General features: G+C 66.3%; 13 protein-coding genes and 1 tRNA gene. 4 read left to right on the top strand and 10 right to left on the bottom strand.

Translation table 11 applies throughout. The features are described from left to right. The first annotated feature begins 23 nt into the window (after positions 1–23). Together KY496_RS04445 and map are read left to right on the top strand one after the other, a co-directional pair. The gene (locus KY496_RS04445; RefSeq protein WP_184236298.1) at positions 24–236 is read left to right on the top strand and encodes a ParD-like family protein; all 213 of its coding nucleotides are present in this window, start codon (positions 24–26) and stop codon (positions 234–236) included. Then, positions 233–1015, top strand: coding sequence for a type I methionyl aminopeptidase (gene map / locus KY496_RS04440; RefSeq protein ID WP_219864024.1), 783 nt, complete (start codon positions 233–235; stop codon positions 1013–1015). The genes KY496_RS04445 and map overlap by 4 nt, the downstream gene beginning before the upstream one ends. Here map and KY496_RS04435 read toward each other — a convergent pair. From KY496_RS04435 to udk, 4 genes are all read right to left on the bottom strand, one after another. Further along, positions 1012–1398: a hypothetical protein gene (locus KY496_RS04435; RefSeq protein WP_219864023.1), complete on the bottom strand. Its 387-nt coding sequence runs from the start codon at positions 1396–1398 to the stop codon at positions 1012–1014. The two genes, map and KY496_RS04435, sit on opposite strands and share 4 nt — an antisense overlap. Further along, positions 1395–1841 carry a glycine cleavage system protein H gene (locus tag KY496_RS04430; RefSeq protein WP_219864022.1) on the bottom strand — a complete coding sequence of 149 codons (447 nt, stop codon included), beginning with the start codon at positions 1839–1841 and terminating at the stop codon, positions 1395–1397. Before KY496_RS04430 ends, KY496_RS04435 begins: the two co-directional genes overlap by 4 nt. A 37-nt stretch (positions 1842–1878) precedes the next feature. Then, a tRNA-Sec gene (locus KY496_RS04425) sits at positions 1879–1974 on the bottom strand. A 32-nt stretch (positions 1975–2006) separates the two neighbouring features. Beyond that, complete coding sequence (gene udk, locus KY496_RS04420; RefSeq protein ID WP_005671004.1) at positions 2007–2684, bottom strand: uridine kinase; 678 nt, start codon at positions 2682–2684, stop codon at positions 2007–2009. Positions 2685–2866: 182 nt separating this feature from the next. Here udk and KY496_RS04415 point away from each other — a divergent pair, with 182 nt between their 5' ends. Both KY496_RS04415 and KY496_RS04410 read left to right on the top strand, forming a co-directional pair. Further along, positions 2867–5110 (top strand): phosphocholine-specific phospholipase C, encoded by a 2244-nt coding sequence (locus tag KY496_RS04415; RefSeq protein WP_219864021.1) that lies wholly within the window; start codon positions 2867–2869, stop codon positions 5108–5110. A 22-nt stretch (positions 5111–5132) separates the two neighbouring features. Next, positions 5133–5723, top strand: coding sequence for a PEP-CTERM sorting domain-containing protein (locus tag KY496_RS04410; RefSeq protein WP_184236309.1), 591 nt, complete (start codon positions 5133–5135; stop codon positions 5721–5723). Here KY496_RS04410 and selB read toward each other — a convergent pair. Genes selB through fdnG form a run of 6 tightly spaced genes read right to left on the bottom strand, consistent with a single transcriptional unit; the run spans position 5685 to position 14763 of the window. Further along, positions 5685–7601, bottom strand: a complete 1917-nt coding sequence (gene selB, locus KY496_RS04405; protein ID WP_219864020.1) for a selenocysteine-specific translation elongation factor — start codon at positions 7599–7601, stop codon at positions 5685–5687. The genes KY496_RS04410 and selB overlap by 39 nt on opposite strands. 18 nt (positions 7602–7619) lie before the next feature. Then, positions 7620–9071, bottom strand: coding sequence for an L-seryl-tRNA(Sec) selenium transferase (gene selA / locus KY496_RS04400; protein WP_219864019.1), 1452 nt, complete (start codon positions 9069–9071; stop codon positions 7620–7622). A 2-nt stretch (positions 9072–9073) separates the two neighbouring features. Next, on the bottom strand, positions 9074–10093 hold the full coding sequence (fdhE, locus tag KY496_RS04395) for a formate dehydrogenase accessory protein FdhE (protein ID WP_219864018.1): 1020 nt from the start codon (positions 10091–10093) through the stop codon (positions 9074–9076). A 15-nt stretch (positions 10094–10108) separates the two neighbouring features. After that, positions 10109–10744 (bottom strand): formate dehydrogenase subunit gamma, encoded by a 636-nt coding sequence (locus KY496_RS04390; RefSeq protein WP_005671016.1) that lies wholly within the window; start codon positions 10742–10744, stop codon positions 10109–10111. Positions 10745–10754: 10 nt separating this feature from the next. Beyond that, a complete protein-coding gene (fdxH, locus tag KY496_RS04385) occupies positions 10755–11684 on the bottom strand; it encodes a formate dehydrogenase subunit beta (RefSeq protein WP_184236321.1) in 930 nt (309 codons plus the stop codon). Positions 11685–11688: 4 nt separating this feature from the next. Then, on the bottom strand, positions 11689–14763 hold the full coding sequence (fdnG, locus tag KY496_RS04380) for a formate dehydrogenase-N subunit alpha (RefSeq protein ID WP_219864017.1): 3075 nt from the start codon (positions 14761–14763) through the stop codon (positions 11689–11691). Positions 14764–14836 lie beyond the last annotated feature (73 nt).

Here is a 14836-nt window from a genome sequence, read left to right as displayed (position 1 = left end):
GATTCATATATTGGAGTATCGCCATGGGCATCGTCAACATCGAGGACGACCTGCACGACCAGGTCCGCCTCGCCACCAGGGTTTCCTGCCGCTCGATCAATGCGCAAGCCGCATTCTGGATCAAGGTCGGCATGCTGTGCGAAACCAATCCCACCCTCAGCTTCAACGAGATCGTCGCGCGCGAGCTGGCCGCCGCCGGCGTGTCGGCGCCGCCCCTCACCCTGAGCGCGGCATGACCAAGCAACCGCATGAGCTGGCGCTGATGGCCGAGTCGGGCCGCCTGCTGGCGTCCGTGTTCGGGATGCTCGACCAGCTGTCCCTGGCCGGCATGACGACCCTCGAGGTCGATACGCTCGTCGAGCGCTTCATCGTCGATGAACTCGGCGCACGGCCCGCCAGCAAGGGCCAGTACGACTACGGTTTCGTGCTCAATTCCTCCATCAACCACGTGGTCTGCCACGGCGTGCCGTCGACGACCGACGTGCTGAAGGATGGCGACATCGTGAACTTCGACATCACGCTCGAAAAGAACGGCTATATCGCCGACTCCAGCAAGACCTATCTGGTCGGCCAGGTTGGCCTGGACGCGCGCCGGCTGGTGCAGACCACCTACGAGGCGATGTGGAAGGGCATTCGCGCGGTGCGGCCCGGCGCCACCCTGGGCGACGTCGGCTGGGCCATCGAGCGCCATGCCAAGCGCAATGGCTGTTCGGTGGTGCGCGAGTATTGCGGCCATGGCATCGGCCGCGAGATGCACGAGGAACCGCAGGTGCTGCACTTCGGATCAAAAGGAACCGGGCTGAAGCTGCGTGAGGGCATGGTGTTCACCATCGAACCCATGCTCAACCGGGGTGGACGCAGCGTGCGCACCGAGGAGGATGGCTGGACGGTGGTGACGCGCGACGGGTCGCTGTCGGCGCAGTTCGAGCACACGGTGGCCGTCACGGCCACTGGCGTCGCGGTGCTGACGCTGCGTCCCGAAGAGCGCGCGATGGTCGCCGCCGTCGCCGCTTAGAACACCAGCATGCGCCAGCCCGGCGCGCTGCCCTGCTCGACGAAGGACACCATGCCTTCGACACCGGCGCACTGCGGTGCGAGCAGGGAGCGGTCGGCGCCGCTGGCATGCAGCGCCTGGGTGCAGGCGCGGATCTCCACGTCCAGATCGAAGCTGGCCTCCAGGTGACGTGCTATCGTCCACTGTTCGGCGCCGAAGCCGGTCAGGCGCGCCGCATTGTCAGCCAGCAGCCACTGCACCGACTGGCTGGAAAACAGCATCTTGACCCGCATGTCGAGCGCCGCCGCGGCCTGCGCGGTCATGAAGGGCGTCGCGAGCAGTTCGGGCCGTGTCAGGTCGCACGACCAGACCAGGATGGCCAGCCCGCGCTGCTCCTGGCTCACGGCTTGATCCAGTCGTCGATCGGCTCGAGCCGCATGCGGCGCTCGGCCTGTTCGACCAGGGTGGCGCCATGCGCCAGCCGCGCGCGATCCTGTTCCCAGTCGCTGGCCTGGACCACGGCGATCCAGCCCTTGCCGTACGGGTCCTGGTTGATGAGTTCGGGCTGGTCTTCGAGCAGCTCGTTGATCTCGACCACGGCGCCGGAAACCGGCGTCTTGATCGTCACCACCGTCTTGCTCAGCTCGACGACGCCCATGGTCTTGCCCTGCTCGAGCTCGGTGCCGACCGACTTCGGCCGGCACATATAGAAGTAGTTGCCGCTGATCTTGACGCCGAAGGCGCTGACGCCGATCTGCATGCGGCCATCGCCCAGGTCGCGGCACCACATATCGTTCTCGAGATCGAAATAGCAGTCGTCCGGATAGTCGAAGCCGAGAATGAGCATGGTGTTGGTCTGGGGAAGGATCTAAGGGGCAACGGCATGGCGGAAGGATGCGGGAGTCGAACCCACCCGGCGACGCATGGCGCCACCAACTGGGTTTGAAGCCCAGCCGCCCCACCAGGGACGATTTCCTTCCGATGAGCACGCATTTTACCGCGTGCGGGCAATTCAATCCAGTGCCGGGCTGGAACGACGCTCCAGGATCTGCAGTTTGCCGAGCACGCTCGCCACCTTGGTGGTGATGACGTCGATCGCCGGGCCGTTGGCGCCGTGCGGCAGGATCATGTCGGCCTTGCGCCTGGTCGGCTCGATGAACTGCTTGTGCATCGGACGCACCGTGTCCAGGTACTGGCCGACGATGCTGTCCAGCGAACGGCCACGTTCGGCGACGTCGCGCTGCAGGCGGCGGATGAAGCGCACGTCGGGCGCGGTGTCGACGAAGATTTTCAGGGACATCATGTCGCGCAGGTCGGCATCGTACAGGGCGAACAAGCCCTCGATCACGATCACCGGGGCCGGCTTGACGGGAATGGTCTGGTCGGTGCGGTTGGACACGGTGAAGTCATAGATCGGCATCGCGATCGATTCGCCGTTGCGCAAGGCGCGCACGTGCTCGACCAGCAACGGCCAGTCGAAGGCTTGCGGGTGATCGTAGTTCTGCTCGCGCCGCTCTGCCATGGTGAGATGGGTCTGGTCGCGGTAGTAGTCGTCCTGCATGACGACAGAGACGAGATCGGCGCCGAACGACGACAGCACTTGCTGCGTCACCGTCGACTTGCCACTGCCGCTGCCGCCGGCGACGCCAATGACGAAGGGTACAAAAGGTTGCGAAGGGTTCTGATTCATCCCGCCATGATACCGGAGCGGCGGGGGTTTCGACAGGGGCGACGCGGGTTCGCGCGCCCGCGTGTCATGACATCGTCATGCACGTCGCTTACCTTGGCGAAGTTGCAAGCCATGTCGGCACGACAACACACAGCGGCACAGTTTGTTGCCCAATCGCAATCGAACATTTCCGGACAGATCTCATGACTTCACGCCGCAGATTCCTGAGCAGCAGCGCCCGCGCCGGCATCGCCGCCGCCACCTACGCCGCCTTCCCGCCCGCCATCCAGCGCGCGCTGGCCATCCCCGCCAACAATGCCACCGGCACCATCCGCGACGTCGAGCACGTGGTGATCCTGATGCAGGAGAACCGCGCCTTCGACCATTACTTCGGCACGTTGGCCGGCGTGCGCGGCTTTGGCGACCGCTTCCCGATTCCCCTGCCGGAAGGCCGCACCGTGTGGCAGCAGCGCATGGGCAACGGCAACCTGATGATGCCCTTCCACCTCGACGGCAGCAAGGGCAATGCCCAGCGCGCCAACGGCACGCCGCACGACTGGCTCGACAGCCAGCTGGCCTGGGACAACGGCCGCATGGACCAGTGGCCGCGCTACAAGAATCCGATCTCGATGGGCTATTTCAAGGAAAGCGAAATCCCTTTCGCCTTCGCCCTGGCCAATGCCTTCACCCTGTGCGACGCCTACCACTGCGCGATGCACACCGGGACCGACGCCAACCGCTCGTTCTTCCTGACCGGCACCAATGGCGCGGTGCCGACCGGCCGGGCCTTCGTCACCAACGAGTGGGATGCGATCGACGGCCTGCCGGGCGGCGTCAATACCGGCTACACCTGGACCACCTATGCCGAACGTCTCGAAGCGGCCGGCATCAGCTGGATCAGCTACCAGAACATGCCCGACGAGTGGGGCGACAATATGCTGGGCGCCTTCCGCCAGTTCAGGCGCGCCAATATCGCGTCGGGCTACCCCGTCTCGAGCGGCGGCGCGCCTGGCCAGCCCTACACCAATACCGGCCAGTCGCTGCCCTATAAAGCCTATGACGCGGCGACCGACAACCCGAACAATCCGCTCTACAAGGGCATCGCCAACACCTTGCCGGGGACCCGGCCCGAGCAGTACCTGGACGCCTTCAGGCGCGACATCCGCGAGGGCAAGCTGCCGCAGGTATCGTGGATGAACGCGCCATCGATCTACTGCGAGCATCCAGGCCCATCGAGCCCGGTGCAGGGTTCCTGGTTCCTGCAAGAGGTGCTGGACGCCCTGACCGCCAACCCCGAGGTCTGGAGCAAGACCGTACTGATCGTCAACTTCGACGAGAACGACGGCTACTTCGACCACGTGCCCTCCCCCTCGGCGCCGTCACCCGACGGCAAGGGCGGCTACGCCGGCAAGTCCACGCTGGCGCCCGGCGACCTGGCGCACGAGTACTACACGCATCCACGGCCGCCCGGCAGCACCAAACAGCCGGCGCCGGACGGCCGCGTGTACGGCCCCGGCCCACGGGTGCCGATGTACGTGATCTCGCCGTGGAGCCGCGGCGGCTGGGTCAACTCGCAGGTGTTCGATCACACTTCGGTGCTGCGCTTCCTGGAAGCGCGTTTCGGCGTGAAGGAGCCGAACATCAGTCCGTTCCGGCGCGCCGTGTGCGGCGATCTCACCAGCGCGTTCAACTTCGTGTCGCCCAACGACGAGGCGCTGCCCGTGCTGAAAGGCCGCAAGACGAAAGGTGAAGCGGACGCCCTGCGCGCCGCCCAGCAAAGGCTGCCGCAGATCCCGGCGCCGTCCGCGCCGCAGATGCCCGTCCAGGCCACGGGCACGCGTCCCTCGCGCGCGCTGCCATACGAGCTGGCGACCACCTGCGAGGTCCAGCCGGGCGCGACGATGGCCGCGGCGCGGTTGGCGCTGAACTTCATCAATACCGGCCGCCAGGGCGCCGTGTTTCACGTCTACGACCGCAAGAACCTGGCCGCCATCCCGCGCCGCTACACGGTCGAAGCGGGCAAGTCGTTGTCGGACGTATGGACGCCGGCGGTGGGCGGCGCCTACGACCTGTGGGTGCTGGGACCGAACGGCTACCACCGTCATTTCACCGGCAGCGCGCTGCGCGCCGTGGCGGCGGGCCAGCCGCGGCCCGATGTGCAGGTGCGCTGCGACGCCGCTGCCGGCGAACTGGTGCTGCGCCTGGTGAACGCCGGCGCCGCGCCCTGCACCTTCAACCTGGGCGCGAATGCCTATGCAGCGCTACGGCAGCAGCACACGCTGGCGCCGCGCACCGAACTCACGGTGCGCATCCCGGTCGCCGGCAACGATTACTGGTACGACTTCAGCGCCACCGTCTCCGGCCAGCCCGACTACCTGCGCCGCTTCGCCGGCCGCGTCGAGACCGGCCGCCACACGGTCAGCGACCCGGCGCTGGGCCGCATCTAGACAACCATCGAAAGGAATTCTCATGCAATCGATCATTCGCAACTTGGCGGTCGGCGCCGCCATCGCGCTGTGCGCTCCGTTCGCCGCGGCCGCGGTGCTGGACTTCGACGACATCGTTGGCCCAGACGGCTTTGCCGCCGTGCCCGGCAACTATGGTGGCCTGGACTGGTCGGCGTCCGGCCTGAATGTCTTTACCGCGCAAGGAGCGCCTTTCACGCCGCACTCCGGCCTGGGCCAGGTCACGACCGACTGGATCGACGGCGGGCCGATCGCGAGCACGATCCGCTTCCTCGCGCCGACGGTATTCAACGGCGCCTGGTTCTCCGGGTATGAGGACGGCAGCGTGCACTTCGACCTCTACTTCGGCGACCGCCTGGTCGCCAGCTCGGCGTCCCTGCAACTCTCGGGCGTGTCGGCCTTCCTCGACGCCGGATGGGATGGCGCGATCGATTCGGTGGTCGTGCGCACCGGCGCCCAGGGTTCATACGCGATGGACGACTTCACTTTCGCGGATCCGGCCCAGGTGCCGGAGCCGGGCATGCCGGCCCTGATGCTGGCCGGCCTTGGCGGCCTGCTAGTCCTTCGGCGGAAACAGCAAGGTCCCCGGCCGTAGCAGGTGCACGTCGCCGACCCGGCGCAAGAAGCCGATCCGGTCGAAGAATTCCAGGATCTGGATCGCGCGCTTGCGGCCCAGGCCGGTCTCGTCGCGGAAACGCCCTGCCGTGACCTGACCCTGGGCATCTTCGCGCGCCAGGCGCCGCACCAGGTCGGCGGCCTCCTGCATCACGGCCGGGTGGTAGAACAGGTCCTTGACCACCTGGTACACGTCGCCGCCGCGCGCCATCCGGCCCAGCACCTGGCGCACCTGGACTTCGGGCAGGCGCGCGGTCTGAGCGATGTCGCGCACCCAGGGTGGATCGAAGCGGCCGTCCAGCAGTTTCGGCAGCGCGTGTTCGGCCACCACCTGCTCGGCCGCGCGCAGCGCCACGCCATGCTCCGGCAGGTGCAGGAAGCCGTTGCGGCGATTGAGGCTGCCGGTCGCGATCATGTGTTCGGTCAGCTGCAGCCACAATGCCTCCGGCATGCGCGGGGCGGCCAGGCGGCGCGCGCGCAGCAGGTCGGGGCCGATCTCGTCCGGGTATTTCGCGTGGAAGTCGCCCAGCGCGCGCAGCAGGCCGGCCTCGTTTTCCTGCAGGCGAGCGCGTGAAATCAGCCATTCGCCGCCGGCGCCGACCACGATGTCCGGCACCGCGTCCAGGTCGAACGGCCAGCGCGCCAGGCCGCTGCTCCTGAGCCAGGTCGCGCCGTTGACACCATACGGCGCCTGGGCCAGCGCGCCCAGCAGGCGGGTCATCGGCTCGATGGCGCGCTGGGTCTCCAGATAGGCCAGGCGTTCCGGCGTCTGGCGGTAGCGCACGGGTCCCAGCGGATCGAGCACCGAGCCGCCGGCGATGGTGCGGATCGCCGAGGCGTCGCGCAGGATGAAGCGGTCGCCGTGCCAGACGTTGGCCGGCTTGTGCAGCACCAGTTGCGCCGGCGCCGCCGCGCCGGGCGCGATCGACGGCTGGCCCAGCACCGCCACGGTGGCCAGGCAATCCTGGGTCGCGGCGTGCAGGTGCACCAGGGTGCCCGAGCGCAGCGCGCGCTCTTCGGTGGCCGCCACCTGCAGCCAGACGTCGATGCGCTGCGTCGTCAGCGCGATCGCCGGGTCGCACAGCACCTGGCCGCGCAACTCGTCGCTGCGTTCCAGGCCGGCCAGGCCGACCGCGCAGCGCTGGCCGGCGTGCGCCTCCTGCGCCGCCCGGCTGTGCACCTGCAGGCTGCGCACCCGGTATTCCCTGTCCGGCGCAGCGGCCAGCGCAAGGCCGTCGCCGATGCCGACCTTGCCGCTCGAGACGCTGCCCGCGACCACGGTGCCCACGCCGTCAAGGGTAAACGCGCGGTCCAGGCCCATGCGAAAGCCCGCGCCAGGCACGCCGTCGATGGGCGCGGCATGCAGCTCGCGCACCAGCAGCGCGCGCAAGGCATCGATGCCGTCGCCGCGGATGCTCGACACCTGCAGCACCGGATACTCGTCGAGCCCGGCGCTGGCCAGCAGGCCGGCGACCGCCGCCTCGGTCTCGCGCAGGCGGGCCTCATCGACGCGGTCGACCTTGGTGATCACGGCGGCGCCGCGCCGCACGCCGAGCAGCGAGAGGATGGTCGCATGCTCGACCGTCTGCGGCATCGGGCCGTCGTCTGCCGCGATCAGGAGCAGGCCGAAATCGATGCCGCTGGCGCCGGCCACCATGGTGCGCACCAGCTTTTCGTGGCCCGGCACGTCGACGAAGCCGATCCGGGCGCCATCCTCGAGCGGCATCCAGGCATAGCCCAATTCGATGGTGATGCCGCGTTTTTTTTCTTCCGGCAGGCGATCGGCGTCGATGCCGGTCAGCGCGCGCACCAGCGCGGTCTTGCCGTGGTCAATGTGTCCGGCGGTGCCGACGATCATGCGAAATCCTTTAGGTTCTTACTCTTCGACGAGCGCCGCCCGCAACGCGGCCAATTGCCCCAGCAGCTCGGCCGGGTCGTCGATGCAGCGGCAATCGAGCAGCAGGCGGTCTTCGGCGATGCGGCCGATCACCGGCAGCGGCAGCGCGCGCAGCGCTTCGGCCAGCGCGTCCAGGGCGGTGCCCATGCCGCGCTTGCCATTCAGGTTAGGCGCGATCGCCAGCCCGCTCGACGGCAGGCGATCGATCGGCAGCGAGCCGGAACCGATCTGGCTCAGCATCGTCTCCAGCGTCACCGTATAGCGCGGCGCCAGCGCCTCGCGCAGCGGCGTCAGGATGGCGGTCGCGGTGGCGCCCACCTGTTCCTGGGTGCGCGTCAGCCAGCGCAGGGTCGGCAAGTCGCGCACCAGCAGCTCGGGCTGCAGATACAGCCGCAGGGTGGCTTCCAGCGCCGCCAGCGGCAGTTTCGACAGGCGCAGCGCACGCTTCATCGGGAATTTACGGATGCGGGTGACGAATTCCTTCGAGCCGACGATCAGGCCGGCCTGCGGCCCGCCCAGCAGCTTGTCGCCCGAGAAAGTGACCACGTCGCAGCCGGCCGCCAGCATCTGCTGCGGCGTCGGTTCCTGCGGCAGGCCGTACTTGCCCATGTCGATCAGCGAGCCGCTGCCCAGGTCGCTGACCAGGGCGACGCCGCGGGCGCGCGCCAGAGGAGCGAGCTCCGCCTCCGACACCGCGCTGGTGAAGCCCTGCACCGCGTAATTGCTGGTGTGAACCTTCAACAGGAGCGCGGTGCGCTCGTTGATGGCGCGTTCGTAGTCGGCCAGGTGGGTGCGGTTGGTGGTGCCGACTTCGACCATGTGGGCGCCGGCGCTGGCCATCACGTCGGGCATGCGGAAGGCGCCGCCGATTTCCACCAGTTCGCCGCGCGAGACGATCGCCTCGCGTCCGCCGCCCAGCGCCGCCAGCGACAGCAGCACGGCGGCGGCGTTGTTGTTGACCACGGTCGCGGCTTCGGCGCCCGTGATCTCGCACAGCAGGTCTTCGACGATGCTGTCGCGATCGCCCCGGCTGCCCCTGGCGAGTTCGTATTCGAGGTTGTTCGGGCCGGCCATCATCGCCACCAGGTGGTCGATTGCCGCTTGCGGCAGGACGGCGCGTCCGAGATTGGTATGGATGACCGTACCGGTCAGGTTGATCACCCGGCGCATATTCGGCGCCAGGCGTGCGGCGATGCGCCCGGCCAGCATGTGGCCGAGCGCCTCCGGCAACAGCGCGCTCGCGGGGAGCGCGCCGGCCAGGGCCTGCGCGCGCAGCTTGTCCACTTGCGCGCGCGCTTCCAGCGCGACCAGGGTATGGCCGTGGCTGGAAACCAGCGCCTGCACGGATGGCAGGCGCAGCAGTTTATCGATCGAAGGCAGATCCTTGACTGTCGCCTTCGAGCCGTGGACCACGGACTCGTCAAGCGACATGGTCAGTTCCTCGTTCGTTCGTCGGACTCGCCAGCGTCCTCTTCGCCGCCCGTGAGCAGCAACAAGTTGACGCCATGCGGCTGGAAGCCTGCTTCGGACACCAAAATATCCAGTGTCAGCGTGGCCACGTCGTCGGCCACCGGATCGACGTGGAGATCTCGCTCCATGCGCACGATCTTGAGGTAGTGGCCGCACTCGTCGCAGGTTTCGGCCTGGACCGATGCCTGCGCCGTGTCTTCCTGCGCGCCATCGGTGGCCACCGCCTGCAGCGAGTGGTAGTGGATGCCCTTGGTCGACTGGCAGTGGCTGCACTTGACCCGCACCATATGCCACTGCGTCGAGCACAGTGCGCAGTTCAGGTAGCGGAAGTTGCTGCCGCTGGCATCCAGCCTGGTGATCGACGAAGTCGGCAGGCTGCCGCAGCACGGGCACAAGGTCACGTCGAGCGTACGCCCGAACGGTTCCTGGCGCGCCGCGCCGTGGGTCTGCTGGACCGCCAGCACCATATGGGTCCAGTAGACCTGCAGGCCGGCCGCCACCAGTGGCGCCGCACTCATGTCCAGGCCGGCCGCGCCTTGCAGCAGCAGTTCGGCCTGGCCTTCGAGATGGTCGTCACTGGCGGCCAGCAAGGCCTGCACGGCCGCCTGGGCCGGGCTGCCCGCGAGGCGCGGGACCAGGAGCTCCAGCATGCGGCGGAATGCCGCACGCCAGGCCGGGTCACGCGGCCACAGCGGCGCCGGCAGCGGCGCCTGGGCGGCGCGGCCGGCGGCCAACAAGTCGTCGCTGCTGGGCAGCGCGACTTCCGGATAGTCCTGCAGGACTTCATGCTGGACGTGCGCCAGTTCGGCGGCGAACAGCAGGAAGTCGCGCATCGCATGCCCGGCCGCCAGCTCGCGCAGGCGGGTTTCACGGGTGGCGAACAGCTCTGCCCGCACCGGGAGGTGCAGGTAGGGCATCTGCTGCCCGGACCGGACCGCGATTTCTTCCGGGCTGAGCAGCGGTGTTGCTTTGGTAACACTCATAGAGCAGTGAAGTCCTTAACGTTTCTTGCGCGAGGCATTGTCTTGCGTGACTTCCTTATACCACAACGGATGGTGCGACTTCGCCCAGTCCTCGTGCACGGTGCCACGGGTCATGGCGCGGAACGAGCCCTTGACCCAGATGGCGGCGTACACGTGGATGATCACGCTCAGCACCAGCGCGAACGCTGCCACGGCATGGACCAGCATCGCGGCGCGGCGCAGCGGAATCGAGAAGAAGTCCGCGAACCACGGCTGCCAGAACATGAACCCGGTGATCAGGAGCAGCACGAGGCTGATCGCGAACACCCAGAACACGCCCTTCTGGCCGGCGTTGTACTTGTGCACCGGCGGCATGCCGTGCTCGTCGCCTGTGGTCACCATGTGCGGCGCCTTCTTGACCCATTCCGTGTCGGACTTGGTCCAGAAGTTGTCGCGCACCACGGCGAAGAACAGGAACACGAAGCCCAGCACCATGAACAGCCCGAAGAACGGGTGCAGGATGCGGGTCCACTGTCCACCGCCGAAGAAGGCGCTGAAGAAGTACATCGAAGGATGGAACAATGCCAGCCCGGTCAGACCGGCGCAGATGAACAGCAGGGCCACGGCCCAGTGGTTCATCCGCGTACGGTCGCGATAGCGAGTGATAAACATGTTCTTCTCCTTAAACGCGTGTGTCTTCACGCTGGTCTGCGTCGGGCGTCGGCTGCACCGGCGGTTCATCCACATGGGTCTCGATCGGACCCACTTTCATGTAGTGGAAGAAACCGGCCACGGCGGCGCCGATCATCGCGGCCACGCCCAGCGGCTTGGCCACGCCCTTCCACAGCGCCACGGTCGGGCTGATGGTCGGGTTTTCCGGCAGGCCCGAGTACAGGTTCGGCTTGTCAGCATGCTGCAGCACGTACATGACGTGCGTGCCGCCGACGCCGGCCGGATTGTACAGGCCCGCGTTCTGGTAACCGCGCTCCTTCAGGTCGACCACACGGTCGCCCGCGTATTCGATCATGTCTTCCTTGGTGCCGAAACGGATGGCGCCAGTAGGACAGATCTTCACGCAGGCAGGCTCCATGTTCACTGCCACGCGGTCCGCGCACAGCGAGCACTTGTAGGCCTTCGAGTCCACCTTGCTGATGCGTGGCACGTCGAACGGGCAGCCGGCGACGCAGTAGCCGCAGCCGATGCAGTTCTCGCTGATGAAGTCGACGATGCCGTTGGTGTACTTGACGATCGCGCCCGGCGCCGGGCAGGCCTTCAGGCAGCCCGGCTCGTCGCAGTGCATGCAGCCGTCCTTGCGGATCAGCCACTCGAGGCGGTCACCTTCGTCAGGCGTCTGGGTGACGACTTCCGAATACTTCATGACCGTCCACGACTGCGGCGTCAGGTCGCGCGGGTTGTCGTACGTGCCGTGGTTTTCGCCGACTTCGTCGCGCAGGTCGTTCCACTGCATGCACGCCACCTGGCATGCCTTGCAGCCGATGCAGCTCGAGACGTCGATCAGCTTGGCGACCTCGGCCTTGTGGGTACGCGCCACCGGCGTCGTCGCGGTCGTCGCCGACCGCTTCGCGATATCGAGAGATTGAAGCGAAGACATGGTATTAAGCCCTTTCGATATTGACCAGGAACGACTTGAACTCAGGCGTCTGGGTATTCGCGTCGCCCACGAACGGGGTCAGCGTGTTCACCAGGAAGCCCGGCTTGGTCAAACCGACGAAGCCCCAGTGGTTCGGCAAGCCCACCGTATCCACCTTCATGCCATCGCAGTCGAGCTGCGGAATACGCTTGGTCACGACGCACTTGGCCTTGATGTAGCCGCGCATCGACGAGACCTTGACCATGTCGCCATTGCTGATGCCCTTGGCCTTGGCCAGCTCTTCGCCGATCTCCACGAACTGCTGTGGCTGGATGATCGCGTTACTCTGGACGTTCTTGGTCCAGTAGTGGAAGTGCTCGGTCAGACGGTAGCTGGTCGCGACGTACGGGAAGTCCTTCGCGGTGCCGAATGCTTCCATATCGCCCTTGAACACACGCGCCGCCGGATTGGCGCGGGCTTTCGGGTTCTTCGGGTGCATCGGGTTGACCGGGAACGGCGACTCGAACGGCTCGTAGTGCTCAGGCAGCGGACCTTCGGCCATGCCGGTCGGCGCGAACAGGCGCGACACGCCTTCGGCCGTCATGATGAACGGCTGCACGCGGTCTTCGTCGCCCGGATTCGCATCGGGACGGATGTCCGGAATGTCGGAACCGGTCCAGCTGCTGCCGTTCCATGCGATCAGGTTGCGGTGCGGATTCCACGGCTTGCCGGTCTTCGGATCGGCCGAAGCGCCGTTGTACAGCACGCGGCGGTTCGCCGGCCATGCCCAGGCCCAGCCCAGCGTATTGCCGATGCCGTACGGGTCGGCATTGTCGCGGTTGGCCATCTGGTTGCCGGCCTCGGTCCAGGCGCCGGCATAGATCCAGCAGCCGCTGGCGGTCGAGCCATCGTCGCGCAGCACGCCGAAGCCCGGCACCTGCTGGCCCTTCTTGAGCAGCAGCTTGGACGGATCCTTCGGATCGTACAGGTCGGCCAGCGCCTTGCCGTTGAACTCCTTGGCGAGTTCCTCGGCCGACGGGCTGTGCGGGATCTTGTACGGCCAGGACAGGTTCACCATCGCGTCAGGGAATGCGCCGCCATCCTTGATGTAGGCATTCTTCATGCGGGTGAACAGGTCGGCGATGATCTCGATGTCCGGCTTGGCCTCGTACGGCGCCTCGGCGCCCTTCCAGTGCCACTGCAGCCAGCGCGACGAGTTCGACAGCGAACCGTCTTCCTCGGCGAAGCAGGTGGTCGGCAGGCGGAACACGGTGGTCTGGATCTGGGTCGGATCGACGTCGTTCGACTCGCCGAAGTTCTGCCAGAATTCCGAGGTCTCGGTGTTCAGCGGATCCATCGTCACCAGGAACTTCAGCTTCGACAGGCCGGCGATGATCTTCTTCTTGTTAGGGAAGGAACCAACCGGGTTGAAACCCTGGCAGATGTAACCGTTCAACTTGCCTTGGCCCATCAGCTCGAAGGCCTGCAGCACGTCGTACAGCTTGTCGATCTTCGGCAGGTAGTCGAAGGCCCAGTTGTTTTCCGCGGTCGCGGCATCGCCCCACCAGGCTTTTTGCAGGCTGACGAAGAACTTGGGATAGTTCTGCCAGTAGCTCATCTGGTTCGGACGCAGCGGCTTGAGCGCGCGCGGCTTGTAGTAGGTCTCCAGGTCCTGCTCGTTGTCGGTCGCCAGGGACAGGTAGCCCGGCAGCGAGTTCGACAGCAGGCCCAGGTCGGTCAGACCCTGGATGTTGGAGTGGCCGCGCAGTGCGTTCAGGCCACCGCCGGCGACGCCGACGTTACCCAGCAGCAGCTGCATGATGGCGCCGGTACGGATGATCTGGCTGCCCTGGCTGTGCTGGGTCCAGCCCAGCGCGTACAGAATGGTCATGGCGCGGCCCGGAACGGCGGTCGACGCGATGTATTCGCACACTTTCAGGAACTGCTTGACCGGGGTGCCGGTGATCTTGCTGACTTGCTCGGGGGTATAGCGCGAGTAATGGCGCTTCATCACCTGCAGGACGCAATTCGGGTCTTGCATGGTCGGATCGACCTTGGCGTAACCGTCTTCGCCCATGGCGTAGCCCCACGACTTGTTGTCGTAGCGGCGCTTGGTTTCGTCGTAGCCCGAGAACAGGCCATCCTCGAACTTGAAGTCCGGGCCGACGATGAAGCTGGCGTTGGTATAGCTCCGGACGTATTCGGTCTGGATCTTGTCATTGCTCAGCAGATAATTGATGACGCCGCCCAGGAAGGCGATGTCGGAGCCAGCGCGGATCGGCGCGTAATAGTCGCTCATGGCGGCCGAACGCGTGAAGCGCGGGTCGACCACGACCAGCTTGGCTTTATTGTGATGCTTGGCTTCGATCACCCACTTGAAACCGCAAGGGTGAGCTTCGGCGGCATTGCCGCCCATAATCAGTACTACATCGGCATTCTTGATGTCAACCCAATGGTTGGTCATCGCGCCACGTCCGAACGTCGGGGCCAGACCGGCCACCGTAGGTCCGTGTCAAACGCGAGCCTGGTTATCGAAGACGAGCATGCCCATCGAACGCATCGCTTTGTGCGTGATGTAGCCCGTTTCGTTGCTCGCCGCGGACGCACACAGCATACCGGTGCTGGTCCAGCGGTTGACGAGTTTGCCTTCGGCGTTGTTGACCACGAAGTTCGCATCGCGGTCGTCCTTCATGAACTTGGCGATGCGCGACATCGCTTCGTCCCAGGACACGCGCTTCCATTCCTTGCTGCCAGGCTCGCGCACTTCCGGGTACTTCAGGCGGTTCGGCGAATGCACGAAGTCGAGCAGACCCGCGCCTTTCGGGCACAGGGTGCCGCGGTTCACCGGATGGTCCGGGTCGCCTTCGATATGGATGATGTCCGAGGTGACGTTCTTTGCGCCGTCGCCGATGCTGTACATCAGCAGGCCGCAGCCCACCGAGCAGTACGGACACGTGTTGCGCGTCTCCTTGGCCTTTGCCAGTTTATAGTGCCGGGTCTCGGCCATTGCCGGCAGCGGCGAAAAGCCGAGCGCGACGATAGTAGACGCGGCCAGTCCCGCCCCGCTCACGCGGAGGAACTGCCTACGATTCATGCCCATCTAGGTTCTCCTACTAGTAATGGATTGCGCACGCCGCAAAAGGATCTGCCGGGGTCTAGGCCCCGGCATCTTT

Source organism: Massilia sp. NP310 (genome assembly GCF_019443485.1).
Taxonomy (GTDB): Bacteria; Pseudomonadota; Gammaproteobacteria; order Burkholderiales; family Burkholderiaceae_D; genus Telluria; species Telluria timonae.
The sequence above is the reverse complement of the archived record's forward strand: the minus strand, read 5'-3'. Positions and strand labels throughout refer to the sequence as shown.

Excerpts from the sequence above, each read along its gene's own strand:
- KY496_RS04445 (WP_184236298.1), top strand. The coding sequence starts at position 24 with ATGGGCATCGTCAACATCGAGGACGACCTGCACGACCAGGTCCGCCTC.
- map (WP_219864024.1), top strand. The coding sequence starts at position 233 with ATGACCAAGCAACCGCATGAGCTGGCGCTGATGGCCGAGTCGGGCCGC.
- KY496_RS04430 (WP_219864022.1), bottom strand. The coding sequence starts at position 1,841 with ATGCTCATTCTCGGCTTCGACTATCCGGACGACTGCTATTTCGATCTC.
- udk (WP_005671004.1), bottom strand. The coding sequence starts at position 2,684 with ATGAATCAGAACCCTTCGCAACCTTTTGTACCCTTCGTCATTGGCGTC.
- KY496_RS04415 (WP_219864021.1), top strand. The coding sequence starts at position 2,867 with ATGACTTCACGCCGCAGATTCCTGAGCAGCAGCGCCCGCGCCGGCATC.
- KY496_RS04410 (WP_184236309.1), top strand. The coding sequence starts at position 5,133 with ATGCAATCGATCATTCGCAACTTGGCGGTCGGCGCCGCCATCGCGCTG.
- selB (WP_219864020.1), bottom strand. The coding sequence starts at position 7,601 with ATGATCGTCGGCACCGCCGGACACATTGACCACGGCAAGACCGCGCTG.
- selA (WP_219864019.1), bottom strand. The coding sequence starts at position 9,071 with ATGTCGCTTGACGAGTCCGTGGTCCACGGCTCGAAGGCGACAGTCAAG.
- fdhE (WP_219864018.1), bottom strand. The coding sequence starts at position 10,093 with ATGAGTGTTACCAAAGCAACACCGCTGCTCAGCCCGGAAGAAATCGCG.
- KY496_RS04390 (WP_005671016.1), bottom strand. The coding sequence starts at position 10,744 with ATGTTTATCACTCGCTATCGCGACCGTACGCGGATGAACCACTGGGCC.
- fdxH (WP_184236321.1), bottom strand. The coding sequence starts at position 11,684 with ATGTCTTCGCTTCAATCTCTCGATATCGCGAAGCGGTCGGCGACGACC.